Source organism: Bacillus sp. FJAT-44742, assembly GCF_002797315.1.
GTDB classification, from domain to species: Bacteria; Bacillota; Bacilli; order Bacillales; family Marinococcaceae; genus Thalassorhabdus; species Thalassorhabdus alkalitolerans.
Genome location: NZ_KZ454936.1, coordinates 3476315 through 3499040, shown reverse-complemented (window position 1 = coordinate 3499040; position 22726 = coordinate 3476315). Strand labels below are relative to the sequence as shown.

21 protein-coding genes and 2 other annotated features are annotated in these 22726 nt (G+C 43.8%); all 21 genes read right to left on the bottom strand.

Translation table 11 applies throughout. The features are described from left to right. Nucleotides 1-43 precede the first annotated feature (43 nt). Nucleotides 44-3661: a DNA-directed RNA polymerase subunit beta' gene (rpoC, locus tag CEF17_RS17215; RefSeq protein WP_100400586.1), complete on the bottom strand. Its 3618-nt coding sequence runs from the start codon at nucleotides 3659-3661 to the stop codon at nucleotides 44-46. A gap of 94 nt (nucleotides 3662-3755) precedes the next feature. Further along, nucleotides 3756-7295 carry a DNA-directed RNA polymerase subunit beta gene (rpoB, locus tag CEF17_RS17210; protein ID WP_100400585.1) on the bottom strand — a complete coding sequence of 1180 codons (3540 nt, stop codon included), beginning with the start codon at nucleotides 7293-7295 and terminating at the stop codon, nucleotides 3756-3758. Nucleotides 7296-7784: 489 nt separating this feature from the next. After that, a complete protein-coding gene (locus tag CEF17_RS17205) occupies nucleotides 7785-8381 on the bottom strand; it encodes a class I SAM-dependent methyltransferase (RefSeq protein WP_100400584.1) in 597 nt (198 codons plus the stop codon). A 189-nt stretch (nucleotides 8382-8570) separates the two neighbouring features. Continuing rightward, on the bottom strand, nucleotides 8571-8933 hold the full coding sequence (gene rplL, locus CEF17_RS17200) for a 50S ribosomal protein L7/L12 (protein ID WP_054637138.1): 363 nt from the start codon (nucleotides 8931-8933) through the stop codon (nucleotides 8571-8573). Between the two features lie 68 nt (nucleotides 8934-9001). Continuing rightward, nucleotides 9002-9502 (bottom strand): 50S ribosomal protein L10, encoded by a 501-nt coding sequence (gene rplJ, locus CEF17_RS17195; RefSeq protein WP_100400583.1) that lies wholly within the window; start codon nucleotides 9500-9502, stop codon nucleotides 9002-9004. A 72-nt stretch (nucleotides 9503-9574) separates the two neighbouring features. Then, nucleotides 9575-9730 (bottom strand) — a sequence feature (ribosomal protein L10 leader region). A 54-nt stretch (nucleotides 9731-9784) separates the two neighbouring features. Further along, nucleotides 9785-10483 carry a 50S ribosomal protein L1 gene (rplA, locus tag CEF17_RS17190; RefSeq protein WP_054637139.1) on the bottom strand — a complete coding sequence of 233 codons (699 nt, stop codon included), beginning with the start codon at nucleotides 10481-10483 and terminating at the stop codon, nucleotides 9785-9787. Nucleotides 10484-10592: 109 nt separating this feature from the next. Continuing rightward, entirely contained in the window at nucleotides 10593-11018 is a 426-nt protein-coding gene (rplK, locus tag CEF17_RS17185) for a 50S ribosomal protein L11 (protein ID WP_054637140.1), read from the bottom strand. Nucleotides 11019-11166: 148 nt separating this feature from the next. Continuing rightward, a complete protein-coding gene (gene nusG / locus CEF17_RS17180; protein ID WP_054637141.1) occupies nucleotides 11167-11700 on the bottom strand; it encodes a transcription termination/antitermination protein NusG in 534 nt (177 codons plus the stop codon). Nucleotides 11701-11754: 54 nt separating this feature from the next. Next, nucleotides 11755-11949, bottom strand: coding sequence for a preprotein translocase subunit SecE (secE, locus tag CEF17_RS17175; RefSeq protein ID WP_054637153.1), 195 nt, complete (start codon nucleotides 11947-11949; stop codon nucleotides 11755-11757). 237 nt (nucleotides 11950-12186) lie between these two features. Continuing rightward, entirely contained in the window at nucleotides 12187-12333 is a 147-nt protein-coding gene (gene rpmG, locus CEF17_RS17170) for a 50S ribosomal protein L33 (RefSeq protein WP_054637142.1), read from the bottom strand. Nucleotides 12334-12536: 203 nt separating this feature from the next. Continuing rightward, the gene (gene sigH / locus CEF17_RS17165) at nucleotides 12537-13187 is read right to left on the bottom strand and encodes an RNA polymerase sporulation sigma factor SigH (protein ID WP_100400582.1); all 651 of its coding nucleotides are present in this window, start codon (nucleotides 13185-13187) and stop codon (nucleotides 12537-12539) included. Nucleotides 13188-13263: 76 nt separating this feature from the next. Then, on the bottom strand, nucleotides 13264-13776 hold the full coding sequence (locus tag CEF17_RS17160; protein WP_100400953.1) for an NYN domain-containing protein: 513 nt from the start codon (nucleotides 13774-13776) through the stop codon (nucleotides 13264-13266). Nucleotides 13777-13783: 7 nt separating this feature from the next. Next, nucleotides 13784-14533: a 23S rRNA (guanosine(2251)-2'-O)-methyltransferase RlmB gene (gene rlmB / locus CEF17_RS17155; RefSeq protein ID WP_100400581.1), complete on the bottom strand. Its 750-nt coding sequence runs from the start codon at nucleotides 14531-14533 to the stop codon at nucleotides 13784-13786. Continuing rightward, nucleotides 14530-14967, bottom strand: a complete 438-nt coding sequence (locus tag CEF17_RS17150) for a Mini-ribonuclease 3 (RefSeq protein ID WP_100400580.1) — start codon at nucleotides 14965-14967, stop codon at nucleotides 14530-14532. The genes rlmB and CEF17_RS17150 overlap by 4 nt, the downstream gene beginning before the upstream one ends. Next, nucleotides 14968-16368, bottom strand: a complete 1401-nt coding sequence (cysS, locus tag CEF17_RS17145; RefSeq protein ID WP_100400579.1) for a cysteine--tRNA ligase — start codon at nucleotides 16366-16368, stop codon at nucleotides 14968-14970. Then, nucleotides 16365-17051 (bottom strand): serine O-acetyltransferase, encoded by a 687-nt coding sequence (cysE, locus tag CEF17_RS17140; RefSeq protein WP_100400578.1) that lies wholly within the window; start codon nucleotides 17049-17051, stop codon nucleotides 16365-16367. The genes cysS and cysE overlap by 4 nt, the downstream gene beginning before the upstream one ends. A 103-nt stretch (nucleotides 17052-17154) precedes the next feature. After that, nucleotides 17155-17380 (bottom strand) — a binding site (T-box leader). Between the two features lie 22 nt (nucleotides 17381-17402). Further along, nucleotides 17403-18863, bottom strand: coding sequence for a glutamate--tRNA ligase (gene gltX, locus CEF17_RS17135; protein WP_100400577.1), 1461 nt, complete (start codon nucleotides 18861-18863; stop codon nucleotides 17403-17405). Between the two features lie 42 nt (nucleotides 18864-18905). Beyond that, a complete protein-coding gene (ispF, locus tag CEF17_RS17130; RefSeq protein WP_100400576.1) occupies nucleotides 18906-19379 on the bottom strand; it encodes a 2-C-methyl-D-erythritol 2,4-cyclodiphosphate synthase in 474 nt (157 codons plus the stop codon). Beyond that, nucleotides 19376-20074 (bottom strand): 2-C-methyl-D-erythritol 4-phosphate cytidylyltransferase, encoded by a 699-nt coding sequence (gene ispD, locus CEF17_RS17125; RefSeq protein ID WP_100400575.1) that lies wholly within the window; start codon nucleotides 20072-20074, stop codon nucleotides 19376-19378. Before ispD ends, ispF begins: the two co-directional genes overlap by 4 nt. A 224-nt stretch (nucleotides 20075-20298) precedes the next feature. Continuing rightward, nucleotides 20299-21396 (bottom strand): PIN/TRAM domain-containing protein, encoded by a 1098-nt coding sequence (locus tag CEF17_RS17120; RefSeq protein ID WP_100400574.1) that lies wholly within the window; start codon nucleotides 21394-21396, stop codon nucleotides 20299-20301. 204 nt (nucleotides 21397-21600) lie between these two features. After that, nucleotides 21601-22674 (bottom strand): DNA integrity scanning diadenylate cyclase DisA, encoded by a 1074-nt coding sequence (gene disA / locus CEF17_RS17115; protein ID WP_100400573.1) that lies wholly within the window; start codon nucleotides 22672-22674, stop codon nucleotides 21601-21603. Nucleotides 22675-22726 lie beyond the last annotated feature (52 nt).

The window sequence follows — 22726 nt, the reverse complement described above, 5'->3', positions numbered from 1 at the left end:
CTTTGATATCATATCACTCTGAAAAACGAGTGTCAACACTCTTTTACTCATGATTCATAATTGCTTCAACACTATCCGCTTCAGGCTTTTCCACTGTTTCACTTATATCTGACTTCAATGAACGGTATCTCTGCATTCCCGTTCCGGCTGGAACAAGTTTACCGATAATAACGTTCTCTTTCAGTCCTACAAGCTCATCACGTTTTCCTTTGATTGCCGCATCTGTAAGGACACGAGTCGTTTCCTGGAAGGATGCAGCTGACAAGAAGGAGTCTGTTTCAAGAGACGCTTTCGTAATACCAAGGATCACAGGACGGCCCACAGCCGGCATTTTGCCTTCTGCCAGTACTTTATGGTTAGCATCGTCAAAATTGTGCACTTCCACAAGGCTTCCAGGCAGTACCTCTGTATCTCCGGAATCAGCGACACGGATCTTACGAAGCATTTGACGGACCATTACCTCTACGTGTTTGTCGCCAATTTCTACCCCTTGCATGCGGTATACCTTTTGTACTTCTTTTAGCAGGTATTCTTGTGTCCCATGAAGACCTGAAACAACCAGTAGTTCTTTCGGGTCGATGGAGCCTTCAGTTAAAGGATCACCAGTTTCCACATGATCTCCTATTCCTACTTTAAGGCGTGAGCCATATGGGGTAGTATAAGATCTTGTTTCCTGATCTCCTTTTATTGTTACTTCTTTTTTATCGCCAGCCTCCTGAATCTCCGCTACTTCCCCAGACAATTCAGTAATAACGGCTTGCCCTTTAGGATTTCGTGCTTCAAATAGTTCCTGGATACGCGGAAGACCTTGTGTAATATCGTCTCCTGCCACCCCGCCTGTATGGAACGTACGCATGGTGAGCTGGGTTCCCGGCTCTCCGATAGATTGTGCTGCAATAATTCCTACTGCTTCTCCAACCTCTACGTCACTTCCAGTAGCAAGGTTTCTTCCGTAACATTTCTTACATGCACCGTGTCGCGTATCGCATGTAAATACTGAACGGATCGTTACCGTTCCCACTCCTGAATCTTCAATTACTTTTGCTGTATCTTCATTAATCAGTTCATTCTTCCTGATCAGCGTTTCATCTGTTTCTGGGTGGCGCACAGTCTTAAAGGCCACACGCCCTACGAGACGGTCATACAAGTCCTCAATGACTTCATTTCCTTCCCTAAGAGCACTCACTTCAAGGCCTCTGTCTGTTCCGCAGTCATTTTCCCGAATGATAACATCCTGGGCCACATCAACAAGGCGACGAGTAAGATAGCCTGAGTCGGCTGTTTTGAGAGCTGTATCCGCAAGACCTTTTCGCGCTCCGTGTGTGGAGATAAAGTACTCAAGTACTGTCAGACCTTCACGGAAGCTGGACTTAATCGGAAGCTCGATAATACGTCCAGACGGGTTGGCCATCAATCCGCGCATCCCAGCAAGCTGTGTAAAGTTAGAAGCGTTACCACGAGCACCTGAGTCACTCATCATGAAGATTGGGTTTTGCGGATCTAATGTACCCATTAAGCGTTCCTGAATGATATCCTTCGCTTCACTCCAGATGGAAATAACTTTATCGTAGCGCTCTTCCTCGGTAATTAAACCGCGGCGGAACTGCTTCATAACCCGTTCCACCTTCAGGTCAGCATCATCAAGAATTTCTTGTTTTGTTTTCAATACTACAATGTCTGAAACCCCGACAGTGATCCCCGCTTTAGTGGAATAATAAAACCCTAGGTCTTTCATTCGGTCAAGCATCTTCGACGTTTCAGTAATCTGGAAGTCTTTAAACACTTGAGCGATGATATCTCCTAAGAAACCTTTCTTAAAAGGAGGGACAACTTCTCTGGATTCAAACTCTTTTTTAACGTCCGTGGTGCTAGGCACCATGTATTTATCAGGTGTAGCTGTTTCAAGATTTGTTCTCGTAGGTTCATTTACAAAGGCAAATGAGCTCGGCATAATCTCATTAAAAATTAACTTCCCTACGGTCGTTAACAACAATTGATCATTCTGCTCTTCGGTAAAGGTAGTCTTTTTCAAGGAAGCAACAGGGATCGCAATCCTACTGTGTAAATGTACGTAACCATTTTGATAAGCAGTTAATGCTTCATTGGTGTCCTTGAAGACAGAACCTTCTCCATCTGCCCCTTTTCGTTCCAAAGTGAGATAATAGTTCCCTAAAACCATATCCTGGGAAGGCGTTACAACAGGCTTTCCATCCTTAGGATTAAGGATATTCTGCGCTGCAAGCATAAGAATTCTTGCTTCCGCTTGTGCTTCCGCTGAAAGAGGCACGTGAACAGCCATTTGGTCTCCGTCAAAGTCTGCATTATACGCTGTACACACGAGAGGATGCAGCTTTATCGCACGACCTTCAACCAGCGTTGGTTCAAATGCTTGAATACCGAGTCTGTGTAACGTCGGCGCCCGGTTTAAGAGTACTGGGTGCTCTCTGATTACCTCTTCTAGTACATCCCATACTTCAGGCTGCACTCGCTCTACTTTTCGTTTCGCACTTTTGATGTTGTGGGCAAGCCCTTTGCTGACAAGCTCCTTCATTACAAAAGGCTTAAAGAGCTCAAGGGCCATTTCCTTTGGAAGACCGCATTGATACATTTTAAGAGCGGGCCCTACCACGATTACGGAACGGCCGGAATAGTCAACACGCTTACCTAGTAAGTTTTGACGGAAACGGCCTTGTTTTCCTTTCAACATGTGGGATAGGGATTTTAACGGACGATTCCCCGGCCCGGTTACAGGACGGCCGCGGCGGCCGTTATCTATTAGTGCATCTACTGCTTCCTGAAGCATTCTTTTTTCATTTTGAACGATGATATTTGGCGCTCCTAGATCTAAAAGACGCTTCAAGCGGTTATTTCTGTTTATTACACGACGGTATAAATCATTTAAGTCCGAGGTGGCAAACCGGCCACCGTCAAGCTGCACCATTGGACGCAGTTCTGGCGGAATTACCGGAAGAACATCAAGAATCATCCATGATGGATCATTCCCTGAGTTTCTAAATGCTTCGAGAACTTCAAGGCGCTTAATCGCTCTCGTCCGGCGCTGACCTTGAGCAGTTTCCAACTCTTCTTTCAACGTGTTAACTTCTTTGTCTAAATCGATATCTGACAAAATCTTTCTAATTGCTTCGGCTCCCATTTGAGCAGAAAAGCCTCTTCCGTACTTATCATAGTACGAACGATATTCCTTCTCTGATAGAAGCTGCTTATATTCTAGAGGGGTGTCTCCTGCATCAGTCACTACGTACGAAGCAAAATAAATGACTTCCTCCAAGGAACGAGGTGACATGTCTAAAACAAGGCCCATTCGGCTTGGAATCCCTTTAAAATACCAGATATGGGATACTGGTGCAGCAAGTTCAATATGTCCCATTCGTTCACGGCGGACTTTCGCTCTTGTCACTTCCACGCCGCACCGGTCACAGACCACGCCTTTGTAGCGGACCCTTTTGTACTTGCCACAGTGACATTCCCAATCTTTTGTTGGTCCAAAGATACGTTCGCAGAAAAGTCCGTCCTTTTCAGGCTTTAACGTACGATAATTAATTGTTTCCGGCTTTTTCACTTCACCGCGAGACCAGGAGCGAATCTTATCCGGAGAAGCAAGACCAATTTTCATGTATTCAAAGTTATTTACATCTATCAAGGGGTCAACCTCCCTTTCGAACTTTCAGGTTGTAGGGAAAACAGCGGAGCGAAAGGCGGGATGTCCTTTCGCTTCCGGCAAACAGTGGTGTTATTTAGGCGTTCTCACTGGACTCCATTTTCAGGTTCAGCTTTTCATTAGACTGCTCTTCTTCATCGTCTAACTCTTTCATTTCAATTTCTTCTTCCGTACTAGAAAGCATCTTTACATCCATGCCAAGAGCTTGCAGCTCTTTAATCAGTACTTTGAAAGATTCAGGCACGCCTGGTTCAGGGACATTTTCTCCTTTGACGATTGCTTCGTAAGTTTTCACACGTCCTACGACGTCATCAGACTTGACTGTCAGAATTTCCTGCAGTGTATAGGCAGCCCCATATGCTTCTAGCGCCCATACTTCCATTTCCCCAAAACGCTGACCGCCAAATTGGGCTTTACCGCCAAGCGGCTGCTGGGTAACTAGAGAATAAGGGCCAGTTGAACGAGCATGAAGCTTATCGTCAACCATGTGAGCCAGTTTAATCATGTACATAACACCGACAGAAACACGGTTATCAAAAGTCTCACCGGTCCGGCCGTCGTATAGGATGGTTTTCCCATCACGAGCCATTCCTGCTTCAAGCAATGTTTCCCACACGTCTTCCTCCCGTGCTCCGTCAAATACCGGAGTGGCCATATGGACTTTCAGCTGGCGGGCAGCCATTCCTAAATGAAGCTCGAGCACTTGTCCGATATTCATACGAGATGGTACCCCTAGAGGGTTAAGCATGATATCAATCGGTGTTCCATCTGGAAGGTAAGGCATATCTTCCTCCGGAAGAATTCGGGAAATAACACCCTTGTTCCCGTGACGTCCTGCCATTTTGTCACCTTCATGAATCTTACGTTTCTGAACGATATATGCTCTAACCAGCTGGTTAACTCCCGGTGGAAGCTCGTCTCCATCTTCGCGGTTAAAGATCTTAACATCAAGGACAATGCCATCAGCTCCGTGGGGCACTCGCAGAGAAGTGTCTCTTACTTCACGGGCTTTTTCACCAAAGATGGCATGAAGGAGTCGTTCCTCAGCTGTCAGTTCTGTCATTCCTTTTGGAGTAACTTTCCCGACAAGAATGTCTCCATCTTTTACTTCGGCTCCCACTCTGATGATCCCTCGATCATCCAGGTTTTTAAGAGCATCCTCACTTACGTTAGGAATGTCTCGAGTAATTTCCTCTGGTCCAAGCTTTGTATCACGTGCTTCTGACTCATATTCTTCAATATGCACAGAAGTATATACATCGTCCTTTACCAGTCGCTCACTTAAGATGATGGCATCCTCGTAGTTATAGCCATCCCATGTCATAAAGCCAACTAACACATTACGCCCTAGAGCCATTTCACCTTTTTCCATCGATGGACCGTCAGCGAGTACCTCACCTTTCACAACCTGGTCTCCTTCACTCACAATTGGACGCTGGTTGTAACTGGTTCCTTGGTTTGAACGTATAAACTTGGACAAATTATATTTATCAAGGTCTGTCTTAACATCTTTACCGTCCACTTCCTCAAGGCGGCGAATCCATACTTCTCTAGCAGTGACACGCTCTACGATTCCCCTTGATTTAGAGACAATCGCTGCCCCTGAATCCTTAGCAGACACGTACTCCATGCCGGTACCCACAATAGGAGCTTCCGGCTCTAACAAAGGCACTGCCTGCCGCTGCATGTTCGCACCCATAAGAGCACGGTTAGAGTCGTCATTTTCAAGGAAAGGGATACAAGCTGTCGCAGCAGATACAACCTGCTTTGGAGAAACATCCATGTAGTCTATTTTTTCTTTCGGCACAATGGTGTTCTCACCGCGGAAACGCGCAATGATATTCTCATCCACAAAGCTTCCATCATCAGTGAGCTTCGCATTAGCCTGAGCGACTACATAATTGTCTTCTTCATCCGCAGTTAAATAATCGATATGCTCAGTAACCTTTCCAGTCTCATGATCAACACGGCGGTACGGAGTTTCCATAAAGCCAAATTCGTTGACCTTTGCATAACTTGACAAAGAGTTAATCAAGCCGATGTTTGGACCCTCTGGTGTCTCAATCGGACACATCCGGCCATAGTGAGAGTAGTGAACGTCACGCACTTCAAATCCGGCACGCTCACGAGTTAACCCACCGGGCCCAAGAGCAGATAGACGGCGTTTATGCGTTAACTCTGCCAATGGATTCGTCTGGTCCATGAACTGGGAAAGCTGAGAGCTTCCAAAGAACTCTTTGATTGAAGCAATTACCGGGCGGATATTAATCAGGGCCTGGGGAGTGATAGCGCTTGGGTCTTGAATAGACATTCTTTCACGCACCACTCGCTCCATTCGTGACAATCCGATACGGAATTGGTTTTGAAGTAATTCACCTACAGAACGTAAACGACGGTTCCCTAAGTGATCGATGTCATCTGTATCTCCCACTCCATGAAGCAGGTTAAAGAAATAGTTAATGGAAGCCACAATATCTTCCGGAGTAATGTTTTTGACAGACTTGTCAATATTCCCATTACTGATGACATTGATTGCCCGGTCCGCATCCTGCTCATCAGGCGGATATATTTTGATAGACTGAATATCTAAATCGCCTTCTTGTACTACACCACCGCTGACAGAATATCTCTTAAACCCTACATTATTTTCAAGGTAAGGAATAAGTCTATCAAGAGTTCTGCGGTCTATGACTGCACCTTCTTCAGCAAGCACTTCACCTGTTTCTGGGTCTACCAGAGTTTCAGCAAGGCGCTGATTAAAGAGACGATTCTTGATATGAAGCTTTTTGTTCATTTTATAACGGCCGACATTTGCCAGGTCATATCTCTTTGGATCAAAGAACCTTGAGTCTAAAAGACTTTTAGCGTTTTCTACAGTCGGCGGTTCCCCTGGACGAAGGCGCTCATAGATTTCAATGAGTGCTTTTTCCGTTCCATCGGTATTGTCTTTTTCAAGAGTATTGCGTAAATACTCATCTTCACCCAGAAGATCAATAATCTCCTGGTCCGAGCTAAATCCAAGAGCTCGCATAAGTACAGATACAGGGATTTTTCGTGTGCGGTCGATACGAACATAAACAATGTCTTTCGCATCGGTTTCAAGTTCCAGCCATGCCCCACGATTAGGAATGACCGTAGTGGTATAACCTTTCTTTCCATTCTTGTCCGTTTTATGGCTGTAGTAGACACTTGGCGAACGAACAAGCTGGGATACGATAACACGCTCAGCTCCATTAATGACAAAGGTTCCCGTATCTGTCATAAGAGGGAAGTCCCCCATGAAAACCTCTTGTTCTTTAACCTCTCCTGTTTCTTTGTTCATTAATCGAACCTTCACTCGGAGTGGAGCAGAGTAAGTTACGTCTCTTTCTTTTGATTCTTCTACGGAATACTTTGGTTCTCCAAGGCTGTAATCAATGAATTCAAGGATGAGGTTCCCTGTAAAATCTTCTATTGGGGAAATATCCTGGAACATTTCCTTTATACCCTCATCTAAAAACCATTGATAGGAAGCGGTTTGGATTTCAATGAGGTTAGGTAATTCTAACACTTCACTGATTCTTGCATAGCTTCTTCTCTGGCGGTGGCGTCCAAACTGAATGAGTTGACCTGTCAACTGATTCACCCCTCAAATCTCGCAAATTGTTCGTCACTCTCGGAGCAACGACTTTCCAAAGGTGACAAGCAATAAGGAAAGAAAATATGTGAACACGAATAACCCCTTTTCAAACGAAAATGGAGTCACTCATGTTTCTTCCAAGCTGATTCACAAATAATAATCTTCTTGCTGTATTACGAGAGTGCTAACCATCAAGTTATGAAGAAACGTAAGATAAGCAAACAATGCAGCTTGAACTTACTGTTCAAATGCTTGGCGGATTCTGCAAAATAATATTTTAATGCTCTTTCATTCGAAAAGTGCAAAATAAAAAATGGCTCTATAAGAGAAACCACTATTTTCCATCTCCTGCCTTGATTATCCTATTGTTCCCCACTCTCTTGTTTTTTATTCACTACCTGTTCATTTTCATTAATTCTCTTTGCATCATAAAATTGGTAGTTATACGCATTAAATAACAATAACACAAACCAATCTTATGGTCAATTATTTTTTCGCCTTTAAAATATAATAACCTTTGTTTTTTTTCACAGTCTCGACTGACTCAAAGATTTCCTCCAGTCTTTCCTTAGCAGAAGGCGCTCCTTGCTTTTTTTGAATTACTACCCACAGTTCTCCGTCAGGCAGCAAGTGATTAAACGTTTGTTTGAAAAGCTCATGAACCACTTTCTTTCCGGCTCTGATCGGGGGATTGGTAACAATTGCCGAGAAGTCCTGCTTTTTTACTGAATCAAGCAAATCACTCTCTTTTATAGTGACATTGTTTATTTGATTGTCTTTTGCATTCCTCTTCGCCAGACCAAGCGCTCTCTGGTTTACATCAACCATCCACACGTCTCTTTTCTTTTCAGCAGCAAGAGTAAGTCCAATAGGTCCGTATCCGCAACCCACATCAAGAATAGCCCCCTCTGCCTCGGGCCACTCAAAAGCGTCAAGCAAGGTTTGGGTCCCAAAGTCCACTTCTCCTTTTGAGAACACTCCTCTGTCAGTGGTGAACACTAGCTTATTACCACGCAAAACTGTTTCGATCTTTCGTTCTTCACTCTCACTAGAAGGGTTATGAGAATAATAATGATCTTTCATAACCTGCCTCCTCATTTATGAACTGTCCATCTATCCTACCAAAAGTAAATTACAGAAAGCAAAAAATGCCTTGTTTTCCCAACTGAAATGAAATTCTTCTCCACTACCCCCGGAAACTGATGAACTTCAAAACATTGAACAAAAAGGCTTCCCCCTAGATTAGGAGGAAGCCGATATTGCTGCGTTACCTTACTTAACTTCTACGCTTGCGCCAGCGTCTTCTAGCTTGCCTTTGATTTCTTCAGCGTCTTCTTTGCTTACGCCTTCTTTGATTGTCTCTGGAGCGCCATCAACTAGAGCTTTAGCTTCTTTCAAGCCAAGTCCAGTGATTTCACGTACGACTTTGATTACGTTGATCTTAGATCCGCCAGCGGACTCAAGAACTACGTCAAATTCAGTTTGCTCAGCTTCAGCAGCTTCTCCGCCTCCGCCAGCTACAGCTACAGGAGCAGCAGCAGTTACGCCAAACTCCTCTTCGATTGCTTTTACAAGATCGTTCAATTCAAGAACGGACATTTCTTTGATTTCTTCAATGATAGATTCTTTACTCATTGTGAATCCTCCTTAAAATAATTGATTATATTTTTACGTACTTTACGCACTATACAGCGACGTTCGACTTATGCGCCTTCTTCTTCCTTTTGGTCGGCAACTGCTTTGGTAGCCAAAGCAAAATTGCGCATTGGAGCTTGAAGTACGCTGAGTAGCATAGAAACAAGTCCGTCGTGAGATGGTAGGTCGGCAAGCTGCTGAATTTCATCAAGGCTTACTACACGTCCTTCAATCACGCCTGTTTTAATTTCCAGCGCCTCATGATTTTTAGCAAAATTGTTAAGAACTTTAGCCGGCGCCACTACATCTTCTGTGCTTGTGGCGATAGCAGTTGGCCCAACAAGATGCTCATCAAGTTCTGTAAGGTTTACTTGTTCAGTCGCACGGCGAGCCATTGTGTTTTTGTACACTTTGAAATCTACGCCAGCTTCACGCAATTGCTTACGAAGTTCAGTAGCTTCTGCCACGTCAAGTCCACGGTAGTCTACAAGGATTGTAGATACACTATTTTCAAGCTTTTCAGCGATTTCGCTTACGACTTGCTGCTTCTGTTCAATTACTTTGCTCATCGTCACACCTCCTAGTCTTCATACATTATTACCACACGATGTGAAGGCTTCTATTCATTCACCCTTTGGGCTTATGCAATAAAAAAACCTTCATGTCCATAGACATGAAGGTTTGCTCTCATAATTATCCCATTTGATTTCTCACTAGGAATTATAGAAAACTACCTCGGCAGGAAATTTAAGTGCGGCAAGCACTCCTGCTGTCTATGGTACGTCCGTATTGGTTTGTTTCAGGTTTCATACCTTTAACAGTATATATATTTCAAAGTAAGACGTCAAGTCTTATTTTAGGTTCAAAGTAGAAGTAGATACTTTCACTCCAGGACCCATAGTAGAAGCAACGGCTACGCCCTTCATATACGTTCCTTTAGCAGCGGCAGGCTTAGCTTTTACCAGCGTCTCGATCACTGTGTTAAAGTTCTCTTGAAGCTTTTCAGTATCAAAAGAGATTTTACCGATTGGAGCGTGGATGTTACCAGACTTATCTGTGCGATATTCAACTTTACCAGCCTTAATCTCGCCTACAGCCTTTTCTACATCCATTGTTACCGTACCGGTTTTAGGGTTTGGCATTAGACCTTTAGGTCCAAGCACTTTACCTAGTCTACCAACTTGAGCCATCATGTCCGGTGTTGCAACAACAACATCAAACTCAAACCAGCCTTGTTGGATTTTGTTTACAAGATCATCTTCACCAACATAATCTGCTCCAGCAGCTTCTGCCTCTTGCGCTTTTGCACCTTTAGCAAAAACCAAGACACGCTGAGTTCTGCCAGTTCCGTGCGGAAGAACAACTGCTCCGCGGATTTGCTGGTCATTTTTCCTTGGGTCGACGCCAAGACGAACAGCCACTTCTACTGTTTCATCAAAAGAAGCAGGAGCAGTCTTTTTCACTAGCTCAATAGCTTCTTCGGCATTATATGCTTGTTCACGATCAATAAGCTTTACAGCATCTTGATACTTTTTACCTCTTTTAGCCAATTTCATTTCCTCCTCGTTGTGGTTTTAGCGGTTATACCTCCCACTAATAAAGGTTGCGTCGTCCAGTCATCTAGACGGGATCTCGCAACCCTTAATCAGGCAACGGCAATTAGTCTTCGACTACAATGCCCATGCTTCTTGCTGTACCTTCAACCATAAGCATAGCTGCATCAATGTCAGCTGCGTTAAGATCTGGCATCTTTGTCTCAGCAATTTCACGTACTTTATCACGCTTAATCGTTGCTACTTTGTTCTTGTTAGGTTCACCAGAACCGCTTTCCACTCCAGCAGCTTTCTTTAGAAGAACAGCAGCGGGTGGGGTTTTCGTGATGAAAGTAAACGAACGATCTTCATATACACTAATTTCTACAGGAATGATCATTCCTGCTTGATCAGCAGTACGAGCATTGAATTCCTTACAGAATCCCATGATATTTACTCCAGCTTGTCCTAGTGCCGGTCCTACTGGCGGAGCCGGATTCGCTTTCCCTGCAGGAATCTGCAATTTAACGACTTTCTCGACTTTTTTAGCCACGCGACACACCTCCTTAGTCCGTGATGTGGTTTCTCGGGCAAGAGCCCTCCCACTCGAAAACGAACTTGATATCACAAGTTCGTTTGTTGAAGCTTATTTCAAACATTAAAAATCTTATCACTTCACGAGAGGAACTGCAAGTCCAAATTTAAATCTTTTCAACCTGATGAAACTCCAGCTCCACAGGAGTCTCCCTGCCAAACATATTGACATGAACCTTTACTTTTTGCTTTTCTGTATTAATATCTTCAATGGTGCCGGTAAAGTCAGCAAACGGTCCTTCTTTCACCTTCACTGTTTCTTTAAGGTCAAAGTCCACCTCTGCCTTCGGAGCATCCACACCCATTTGCTTCAAAATGTTATCTACTTCATCAGGAAGCAAAGGAGTCGGCTTGGAGCCTGCTCCTGCAGAGCCTACGAATCCAGTTACCCCCGGGGTGTTGCGAACTACATACCAGGAGTCATCTGTCATCACCATTTCTACAATGACGTATCCTGGAAAAACCTTGCGAGTGACCGCTTTGCTTTTTCCGTTTTTTACTTCCGTTTCTTCTTCAACCGGAACAAGTACGCGGAAAATCTTATCGGTCATCTCCATGGACTCTACCCTTTTTTCCAGGTTCGTTTTTACTTTGTTTTCATATCCAGAATATGTGTGTACTACAAACCAATTTTTCTCCATGTTCAAGTGGACGGTATGTCCTTCCCTCCTAACTAACAGGGGTCAGTTCAGCTATTAATCCAAGAATGTACGAACAAGGGTAGACAATCCTAAGTCTACCACGGCGAAGAAAATTGAAATAAAGAAAACCGTTGCAAGAACCACACCGGTATATTTTATTAACTCTTTACGAGTGGGCCAGGTAACCCGCTTCATTTCCCTGCCTACATCCCGTAAAAACTTCCCCGTATTTTTTACGCCGCTCGCCATAAGTGCCACCTCCAAAGCTTATGAGCCTCCTAAACCTACATGTCAATGAAACTATCTCTATACGAACCTTCACCGGTTTAAGATTCTCTGCAACAGAAAGCACAGCTCTTACGCTCCATCCTCTCCAATATTGGAGGAGATTATCCCTGGCTATTTATGAAAAAACCGCCTTTCGGCCTGGCTGTTCATTCCTTGCCTTCAAACAGTGTATTTATAAAATAAAAAAACAACCGCAGATTACTTTGTCTCACGATGAAGGCTATGCATATTACACTGTTTGCAAAACTTCTTCACCTCAATGCGGCCGGTCTCTGTCTGCTTCTTTTCAGTTGTATAGTTTCTGGCAAAACACTGTCCACATGAGAGTACCACTTTCCTCCGCATTGAGCACCTCCTAAGTAAGCTAACACTTCGTCATATGCATGCGCTTAATCACCATATCATACAGGAATTTCACTGTCAATCGGCTGGAGGAAAGGGCCGAATTTCGCCCTCAAAAAAACAAGGCAGCTATCACTGGATAAGCATGCCTTGTTTTTCAGTTATGAATATTTCGAAAATAAATGGTAGACGATTTTCCTTTACACTTATAAACTTACGCCCTTTACTTCCATGTATCTTTCAAGCTTTCGTTTGACTCTTTGTAAAGCGTTGTCAATTGATTTCACGTGTCTGTTTAAGTCAGCCGAGATTTCTTGATAGGATCTTCCATCCAGATAAAGCCTAAGTACCTTCTGTTCCAGGTCACTTAATATTTCACTCATTTTCAGTTCGATGTCGTCAAACTCTTCCTGATTAATTATCAGCTCTTCCGGGTCACTTACACGAGATCCGCATATGACATCCAGCAATGTTCGATCTGATTCATCATCATAAAGGGGCTTGTCCAAGGAAACATAAGAATTAAGCGGCATGTGTTTCTGCCGTGTTGCCGTTTTGATTGCAGTAATAATTTGCCTGGTAATACATAGTTCAGCAAAAGCTCTAAAGGAGGAAAGCTTGTCTCCTTTAAAATCGCGTATCGACTTATAAAGCCCAATCATACCTTCTTGAACAATGTCCTCATGATCGGCCCCGATGAGAAAATAGGATCTAGCTTTTGCGCGCACAAAGTTCTTATATTTATTAATTAAAAACTCAAGTGCTGCTGTGTCTCCATTACGAACCCTTGCCACTAGTGCTTCATCTTCAGCCTTATTGAAATGGTGCTGCTTAGCATCTTTGAGGTCTGTGCCCAATACAATCCCCCCGCCTCGACTGATTGTATATTTCTAGAAATAATTATAAATCACCGTGAAACCTAGCGTCAACTACTCATCGGCCTTCTCGACGCCATTTGTCAAAAATTTCAGCAATTTCTTTTGATATGGGCAATTTCGTCTCAATTCGACGCTCTTTTGTCTCTTGTACTTGTCGAGAAATCCCTTCCTCCACCAGCTCCATTTCTATGCGAAGCTCCCGGGCTGACTTACGCAGGGCCCCGCTTCCAAAAATCAAAGACTGCTCCGCATAGTCTGAAGTGGCGACATGTACTCGCGTTTCTACATTTTTAATTTCTCTTACAAGCTTTTCAATTCTTTCATCTGCTGTTTCATTTTCTCTTGTGTACACTACATCAATCCGGTAGTTTAGGTACTTCTTTCCCACGCCGGGAACCATGTGAGCATCAAAAATGACCTTAACCTCCCACCCCTTGAAAGCTTGGTACTCAGCCATTTTTTCAATTAACAAGTCCCGGGCCTGGGCAAGGTCCTTTTCCCTTAATTCTTTTAACTCCGGCCAGTCCCCGATAATGTTGTAGCCATCTACAAGCAAGACATCCTTCATTTCCATTTTACCCTTGTCCAATCGGCTTCCGTTTTCTCAGTACTTCAAACATTAACAAGCTGGCTGCTACCGACGCATTTAGCGATGTGACATGCCCTGTCATGGGAATACTTAGAAGAAAGTCGCACTTTTCTTTTACAAGCCTGCTCATCCCTTTTCCTTCACTTCCAATCACCAGGCCGACAGGCATATTCCCGTCCCATTCACGGAAATCCTGCTTTCCTTTTGCATCAGTCCCTGCAAGCCACAGTCCTTTTTCCTTAAGCTCATCCATGGTACGGGCCAGGTTTGTTACCCGTACGACCGGGACATGCTCAATCGCTCCAGTGGACGACTTTGCCACTGCCTGCGTTAAACCGACCGACCTGCGCTTTGGAATGATCACGCCATGGGCACCCGCTGCGTCTGCGGTTCGCAGAATAGACCCTAAATTGTGGGGATCGGCAATTTCATCCAGCAGCAAAAAGAAAGGGTCTTCCCCTTTGTCCCGCGCTTTCTCAAAAAGATCTTCAAGCTGTGCATATTCATAAGCCGCCACAGAAGCCACGACCCCTTGGTGACGGTTATTGCCGGCAAGCTCATCAAGTTTTTTCCGGGGAGAAGGCTGCACAAGAACTCCATTTTCCTTGGCAAGATCAAACACTTGTTTCATCTGCCCTTTCCCGGCACCTTCAGCTGTCCACACTTTATTAATCGGCCTGCCTGCTCGTAAAGCTTCCAGGACAGCGTTTTTGCCAGTGATCCACTCCTCACTCATGACTTCTCACTCCTTTCCTGTTCTTCTTCCACGAGGGTAAATGTATAGTAAATAATTCTCTCCAAGCGTTCCTTGCGTTCCAGGAAGTACAAAAAACCTAGCAGCGCTTCAAAGGCTGTACTGTGCCTGTACGTGTTTTGATCCGTATTTTTCGGCACAGTTCCAGACTTCGCGTTTCTCCCTCTTCTCACCACTGCCTCTTCTTCCTCTGTAAGTTCCTGCTTTTCTAAAAGACTTCTTACCGCCCGGGCTTGTGCCTTTGCGGAAACATACGATGTGGTGGTCTGGTGAAGCTTCTGGGGGCGCACTCTTCCGCGGGCGATCAGATGATGTCTGACGTACACATCGTAAATAGCATCCCCCATATAAGCCAGGGCCAAAGCATTTAACTGCCGGGCATCTACTTGCTTCTCTGTTCGTTCCTCTTCCAACATTTACCTCTCCCTTTTCCAGCGCGTTCCTTGAGGGGTGTCCTCCAGGATGATTCCCCGCTCCTTTAAATCATCTCGAATCTTGTCGGCTAATGTAAAATCCCGATTTTTCCTCGCTTGAATACGGTCCTGAATCAACGCCTCTATCTCTTCATCAAGGATTTCTTTTTCTTCTTCTACGGTCAGGCCAAGAATATCTCCAATTTCTTTGATTATCCCTCTAAAGGCGGCAAGGACCTTCTTGGAGGAATGCTCAGCCTGCATGCAGCGATTGGCTTCCTTGACTATATCAAAAAGCACAGCAATTCCATTGGCGGAATTAAAGTCATCATCCATTTCTTTGATAAAAGACTTTTTGTACTGATCAATCAATTTTAACCACTCTTCTTCGTCTCCAGCGTCTGCACTTTCTTCAAAGCGGTGTTCAAGGTTGCTGACCGTGGATTTAATGCGGTCCAGGCTGCTTTTTGCACTCTCTAATAATTCACTGCTGAAATTAATAGGAGTACGGTAATGTGCCTGCAGCATAAAGAAACGGACCACATCGGCTGGGTGTTCCTTAATAATGTCATGCACAAGTACAAAGTTACCAAGAGATTTCGACATTTTTTCATTATCTACCTTAATATAACCATTATGCATCCAGTAATTAGCCATCGCCTTTCCAGTAAGCGCTTCTGACTGTGCAATTTCATTTTCGTGATGAGGAAAAGCAAGATCCTGTCCTCCTGCGTGGATATCTATCGTATCACCAAGGTATTTTTTTACCATTGCAGAACATTCAATATGCCACCCAGGACGCCCCTTTCCCCATGGGCTATCCCAGGAAATTTCCCCCTCTTTCGCTTTTTTCCATAGTACAAAATCGAGAGGATCTTTCTTCCTTTCTCCCACCTCTATTCGAGAGCCAAGCTGAAGGTCTTCAATGGATTGATCTGAAAGTTTCCCATAACTGTCAAATGCTTTTGTTTTAAAATAAACGTCTCCCTCCGCTTCGTACGCATACCCTTTATCCTCCAAAAGAGTGATGAAAGTAATAATGTCCTCCATGGTGTCAGTAACTCGCGGGTGAAGATCGGCTTCCTTGACTCCGAGGGCCTTCGTATCCTCATGATAAGCCTCAATAAATTTTTCAGCTAATGCAGGTACCTCTTCTCCCAATTGATTCGCCGCTTTTATAATCTTATCGTCGACATCAGTAAAGTTAGAGATATATGTTACCTCGTATCCTTTGTAGTCCAGATACCTACGTACCATATCAAAGACAATGGCAGGCCGGGCGTTTCCTATATGAATATAGTTATAAACCGTTGGACCGCAGACATACATTTTCACTTTGTTTTCTTCCAGCGGTTTGAAGGGTTCTTTCTTTCTAGTTAGCGTATTATAAATGCTTACTGTCATCGCTGCTCACTTCCCTGTCTTTGTTCTTCCTTTTGTTTTTGCCGCAGTACCTTCACCTCTTGCCGAAGCTCCTCTAATTCTTCTTCCAGCTTACAAAATCTATCTGTAACAGGATCAGGAAGAAGGTGGTGATTTAAGTGCCCGTCTTTATCTTCATCTACTTTCACACCATCTTGAATGACTACTTTTCCAGGGATTCCAACTACTGTTGAGTTATCCGGCACCTCTTTTAAAACCACAGACCCGGCTCCAATCCGGGCATTTTCTCCGATTGTCATTGAACCGAGCACTTTTGCTCCGCTTGCAATCAGAACGTTGTCTTTAATGGTCGGGTGTCTTTTTCCCTTTTCTTTCCCTGTACCCCCAAGGGTCACTCCTTGATAGATGGTGACATTATCACCTATTTCACACGTTTCCCCAATGACAACACCCATTCCGTGATCAATAAACAAGCGCTGTCCAATTACTGCCCCCGGATGGATTTCAATTCCGGTAATAAAGCGACTGAATTGAGACAAAAGCCTAGCTAAAAAGAAAAGCTTGCGCTCCCATAAGAAATGCGCTACCCGGTGAGCCCATACAGCGTGAACTCCTGAATAAGTCATAATAACTTCAAACCGGCTCCGCGCTGCCGGGTCTTGTTCAAACACTACATCAATGTCATTTTTAAATGTTTTAAACATAGTTTCTCCCTCTTTTTCCCATTAATATGCCGTGCCCTCGTACATTCCAAAGACTTTTTCCCCGTTACTCTTTGGCACGAAAAAAAGCGCCCTGTGCCATTGGCACAGAGACGCTTACATAAGCGCGGTTCCACTCTGCTTAAGGATCAGAGAAATATAGATCCTTCCCTTCATCAGTTAACGGCTTAAGCCGCCCCAGCATACTTACTCTTCAGCCAGGGACTCTAAGGTGCATGTTCAGGAAACTCTTCCTACGACCACTTTCAGCCAAGGTGATCGTCTCTGTTTAGGAGGGCAGCTTCCTTACTTATCCTTATCAACGTTTTCTCTATATTCAGCTTTAGTTTATTTCTATTGATTAACAGCTTGTCTTAGACGGGCTTTCACAACATCAGGCCCAAGCAATGAGATTGCATGGGGCAGCTCCGGCCCATGTGTCTGACCAGTAACCGCTACACGAATTGGCATAAACAGCTTCTTCCCTTTTTGTCCGGTTGCTTTCTGTGTTGCCTTCACTGCCTTCTTCACATCTGCTGGTTCAAATCCTTCTAAGGCATCTATTTCCTCAGAAAACTGTTTCATAACTTCCGGCACCTGCTCTTCAGCAAGTACCTCCTTCGCATCTTCATTATACTCGATTTCTGTTTTAAAGAACAGATCTGTCAATTCTACAATTTCTGCAGCATAATGCATTTGTTCCTGGTAAAGAGAGACCAGCTTTTTTACCCACTCTCGTTGTTCTGTATCTAGTGATTCAGGGAGCTTTCCCGCTTCCTGAAAGTGAGGAACAGCCAGGTCCGTGAGCCGCTCTGTATCCGCTTCTTTTACATACTGATTGTTCATCCAGGCAAGCTTGTCTGTATCAAAAACAGCCGGTGCCTTTGATACACGTTCAAGAGAAAACTGTTCAATAAGCTCATCCATTGTAAAAATCTCTTCTTCTCCTACCGGAGACCAGCCAAGAAGTGCCAGGAAATTAACTATCGCTTCCGGCAAATAACCGAGGTTCTTATACTGCTCGACAAACTGCATGATTGATTCGTCCCGCTTACTCATCTTCTGACGATCTGGGTTAAGGATGAGAGAAGCATGAGCAAACTTCGGCTTTTCCCAGCCAAACGCTTCAAATACAAGAGCCTGGCGAGGAGCATTGGACAAATGTTCTTCAGCCCGAATAACGTGTGAAATTTTCATCAAGTGGTCATCGACTACCACGGCAAAGTTATATGTCGGCACACCATCGCCCCTGGCAATAACGAAGTCGCCAATTCCGTCCGTTTCAAAAGTTACTTCCCCGCGGACAGCATCATCTATCACCACTTTTTCTCCTTCCTTCACGAGAAAGCGAATAACCGGCTTAATGCCTTTTTCCTCATAAGCTTTACGCTGTTCGGCGGTCAAATTCCGATCCCTGCCACTGTACTTGGGTGCCTGGCCTTTAGCGAGTTGTGCTTCACGCTCAGCAGCCAGCTCCTCTTCTGTCATGTAGCAATAATACGCTTTTCCTTCTTCAAGGAGCTGTTCTATATATTTTGTATAAATATCCATGCGCTCCATGCTTCGGTAAGGACCATATTCTCCGCCTATATCTACACTTTCATCCCATTCAATTCCCAGCCATTTTAAGCTGGCCATCAGCTTCTCTGTGGCGGTCTCCAAATTTCTCGCCTGGTCTGTATCCTCTATCCGTAAGATAAACTTGCCGTTTTGGCTGCGGGCAAACAGATAATTAAATAAAGCAGACCTCGCTCCGCCGATATGAAGATGACCTGTGGGGCTTGGAGCAAACCGCACTCTAACTTCTTTTGACATACTTAACACCCTTCCACCTATTCTTTATTTCTAGTGAGCTTATTATTTGCTTACAAGCAATACTACGGCCTGGGAAGCAATTCCTTCTTCCCTTCCGGTAAAGCCAAGCTTCTCTGTAGTTGTTGCTTTTACATTCACTTGGGAAGCATCCCCCTCCAGCAGTTCAGCGATTCTCTCTCGCATTTCCTGGATGTAAGGAGCCATTTTCGGCCGCTGGGCCATAATCGTACAATCAATGTTGCCAAGCTGGTAGCCTTGCTTTTTTACAAGCATATATACATGTTGAAGCAGCTCTGCAGAGTCCGCATCCTTAAACGCTGGATCCGTGTCCGGGAAATGCTTTCCAATATCGCCTTCACCAATCGCTCCAAGGCACGCATCAGCTATCGTATGCAAAAGTACGTCCGCGTCTGAATGACCTAAAAGACCTTTTTCGTGGGGAATCTCAATACCACCAATGATTAAAGGACGACCCTCCACTAATTGATGAACATCAAACCCTTGTCCTATTCTCACGCTCTGTCTCCTCCCTTCCTTTTCTCAAGAATCGCTTTGGCAATAACTAAATCCTCGGGGGTAGTCAATTTAATGTTATCGTATTCCCCCTCTACGATATGTACCTCTTGGCCGGTAAACTCAACAAGGCTGGAATCATCAGTCCCCTGGTGATTTTTTTCAAGCGCTTCTTCATAGGACCTGACAACAAGCTCATGATGGAAGCCTTGCGGTGTTTGTATGGCCCACAAATTTTCACGAGGAACCGTATCCTTTACTATCCCCTCTGCTCCCCGTTTCACTGTGTCTTTCACTTTCACTCCGAGAACTGAGGCCCCTGTGGATGCTGTCTTTTCCACAAGCTCATGTACCCGTTCAATGCTGACAAACGGCCTGGCCCCGTCATGGACCAGCGTTATGCCCCCTTGATTATCTAAGGCTTTCAACCCTTTATACACGCTGTCCTGTCGTTCTTTCCCTCCAGGAACAAGTTCTGATATCTTGGTGAAGTGGTAAGAGTCTAAAAGTTCTTTCATTTCCTCTATTTCTTTTTCATTTACTACTATGATGATCTCTTTACACCAGTGATCTTGTTCAAATATAGCCAGAGTATGAACTATCACCGGGTCGCCATCTAAAGTAATAAATTGCTTGTTTTTTTCTGCTTTCATACGTTTGCCCTGGCCGGCTGCCGGGACCACTACTTTATAATCCATACTACCTCTCCGTCACTGTTTCCGTCTATTTTAAGGCTCTTCTATGATACACTTGATCAGGCTCGAAAATCAAACGAGAATCATACAAAAACCCTTCTTTTCATGCTTTATCAGATGTCAGTCGAAATAGCAGAAACAGGCCCTTTTATTAAAATAAAAAACACTCCCTTCTAATATCCGCCTGTTTGGTCAGGTCAGTCTACTAAAAGGCAGTGTCAAGGTCTTCACAAAGCTTTTTCCAGCAGCTTCGGCTTAGCAAAAATCATGCGGCCGGCGCTAGTCTGCAGTACGCTTGTAACCACTACTTCTATTGTTTTTCCTATATAATTGCGGCCGCTTTCTACCACAATCATTGTTCCATCATCTAAATAGGCAATACCCTGATTTTGCTCTTTTCCATCTTTAATCACTTGAACATTAAGCTCTTCTCCAGGAAGCACTACAGGCTTCACCGCGTTTGCCAGGTCATTGATATTAAGAACAGGGACTCCTTGGAATTCACACACCTTATTCAAATTAAAATCATTTGTAACAACCATTCCATTCATAACTTTCGCAAGCTTCACAAGCTTGCTGTCCACTTCCTGGATGTCTTCAAAATCCCCTTCATAAATATGGACTTCAGAGCTTAACTCTTTTTGGATTTTGTTCAAGATATCCAGTCCCCTGCGTCCACGATTTCTCTTTAATACGTCAGAAGAGTCAGCAATATGCTGAAGCTCCTCCAGCACAAATTCAGGAATCACTAACACGCCTTCCAAGAAGCCAGTTTGGCATATGTCTGCGATTCTGCCATCAATGATCACACTGGTATCCAGGATCTTAACTTTTGAGAGGTCATTCGGCTGTTCTTCTGAATCCTCTTTTCTTTTTTCCTTAGCTGTCGCTTTGGAGGCAGTAAACAGATTAATAAGTTCCTCTTTCTTTTTAAAACCTACCTGGAAGCCAAAATAACCCAGAAAGAACGAGATGAAAATAGGAAGCACCGTCGTCAGTACTGGAATTTGAATAGTATTTAAAGGAATGATAATCAAATACGCCACAATCAAACCAAATGCGAGACCTGTTGTTCCAAATAACACATCTGTTACAGGGGCCTTTACAATCGTTTCTTCCATCAAACGCATAACATTCACGATATAATCAGCCAGCCAAAATGTCAGAAGATATAAAATCAAAGCACCGAGAACAGCTCCTGCGTAAGGACTTTCTAACCAAGCAGGCGCATCAGTTGTAAGAAAAGATATAAGTTCAGGAATAAATAAAAAACCTAGTGCGCCGCCAACAAGTATAAAGAACAACTGTACAATCCATCTTAACATTTTTGGTTCACCTCCCTTTCCTTATTATAGACAAATCTCCTTTTTTGAAACCTATGAAACTCAATTTCACACGAACTTACAGAATGTAAAGGAACTGCTCTTTCATCGTAATAAAATCTAACACAATTGTCAATTTCAAACATTTCATTATATCTTTACCAATCAGAAGAAGTCAAGCCACAACACTCCCCTTTTCACTTCTGTTTAAATATGGCGGTCTATAAACAACTGCTCTTGTATCCTGTTTAGCCCTTCTTTTATTTTTCTGGCCCTGGCTTCACCAATTCCCTCTACCTCATCTAGTTCTGCAATAGAGGAAACCATGATTTTGTTTACCCCGTCGAACTCTTTTACAAGGTTTTCAATAATAGAAGCAGGGAGCCTCGGAATTTTATGAAGGATACGGTAACCGCGGGGAGAAACAGAATGCTCCTGGTGATTGACCTGCCTGGAATAACCAAGAAGCTTAAAGATGATGGAATCATCAAGAAGTTCTTCGTTTGAAAGTTTCTGCATTTCCTTCAATATATCCTTTGCGATTAAAGTCTCATTTTTGACGTAATCCTTAATTAGGTACACAGCCTCTTCTTCTATGTTGGAAACTAACTCGTTTAGCTGCATTGTAATTAAGCGACCTTCATTTCCAAGTTCACTAATGTAGTTAAGTATTTCGTTTTTTATGCGAAGAACCATTTCAACACGGTGAATAACCTGGGATACATCCTGAAAGGTAACAAGCTCTTCAAACTCTAAAGCCCCTAAGTTTGTTATGCTTTGATCTAACACCACTTTATACTTCTCTAATGTTTGAATTGCCTGGTTAGCTTTTGTTAAAATCATGCCCATATCTCTTAATGAATACCTTTCATACCCTTTATACAAGGTGATAACATGTCGCCGCTGAGAAATGGAAATTACCAGCCCGCCTGTCTGCCTTGCGACACGTTCAGCCGTTCTGTGCCGAATCCCTGTTTCAGTTGAAGTAATACCGTTATCTGGTACAAGCTGTGTATTTGCATATAGAATTTTTTTGCCGTCCTGACTTAAAATAATTGCTCCATCCATTTTCGCCAGCTCATACAGATAAGCAGGTGAAAACTCACAATTAATATAAAAACCGCCATCGACAATTGACTTCATTTCGTCGGTGTACCCTAACACAATAAGTCCGCCTGTTTTTGCCCGAAGAACATTATCTATTCCTTCTCGCAGGGGTGTGCCGGGAGCAACATAGTGCAAGACGTTTTCCATTACATTGTTTTTCTTTTTGTCAGTCATGCTGCAGCCTCCCTCTTCTTCCCTTTTCCTTTTGTGCGTACGGCATTAAAGC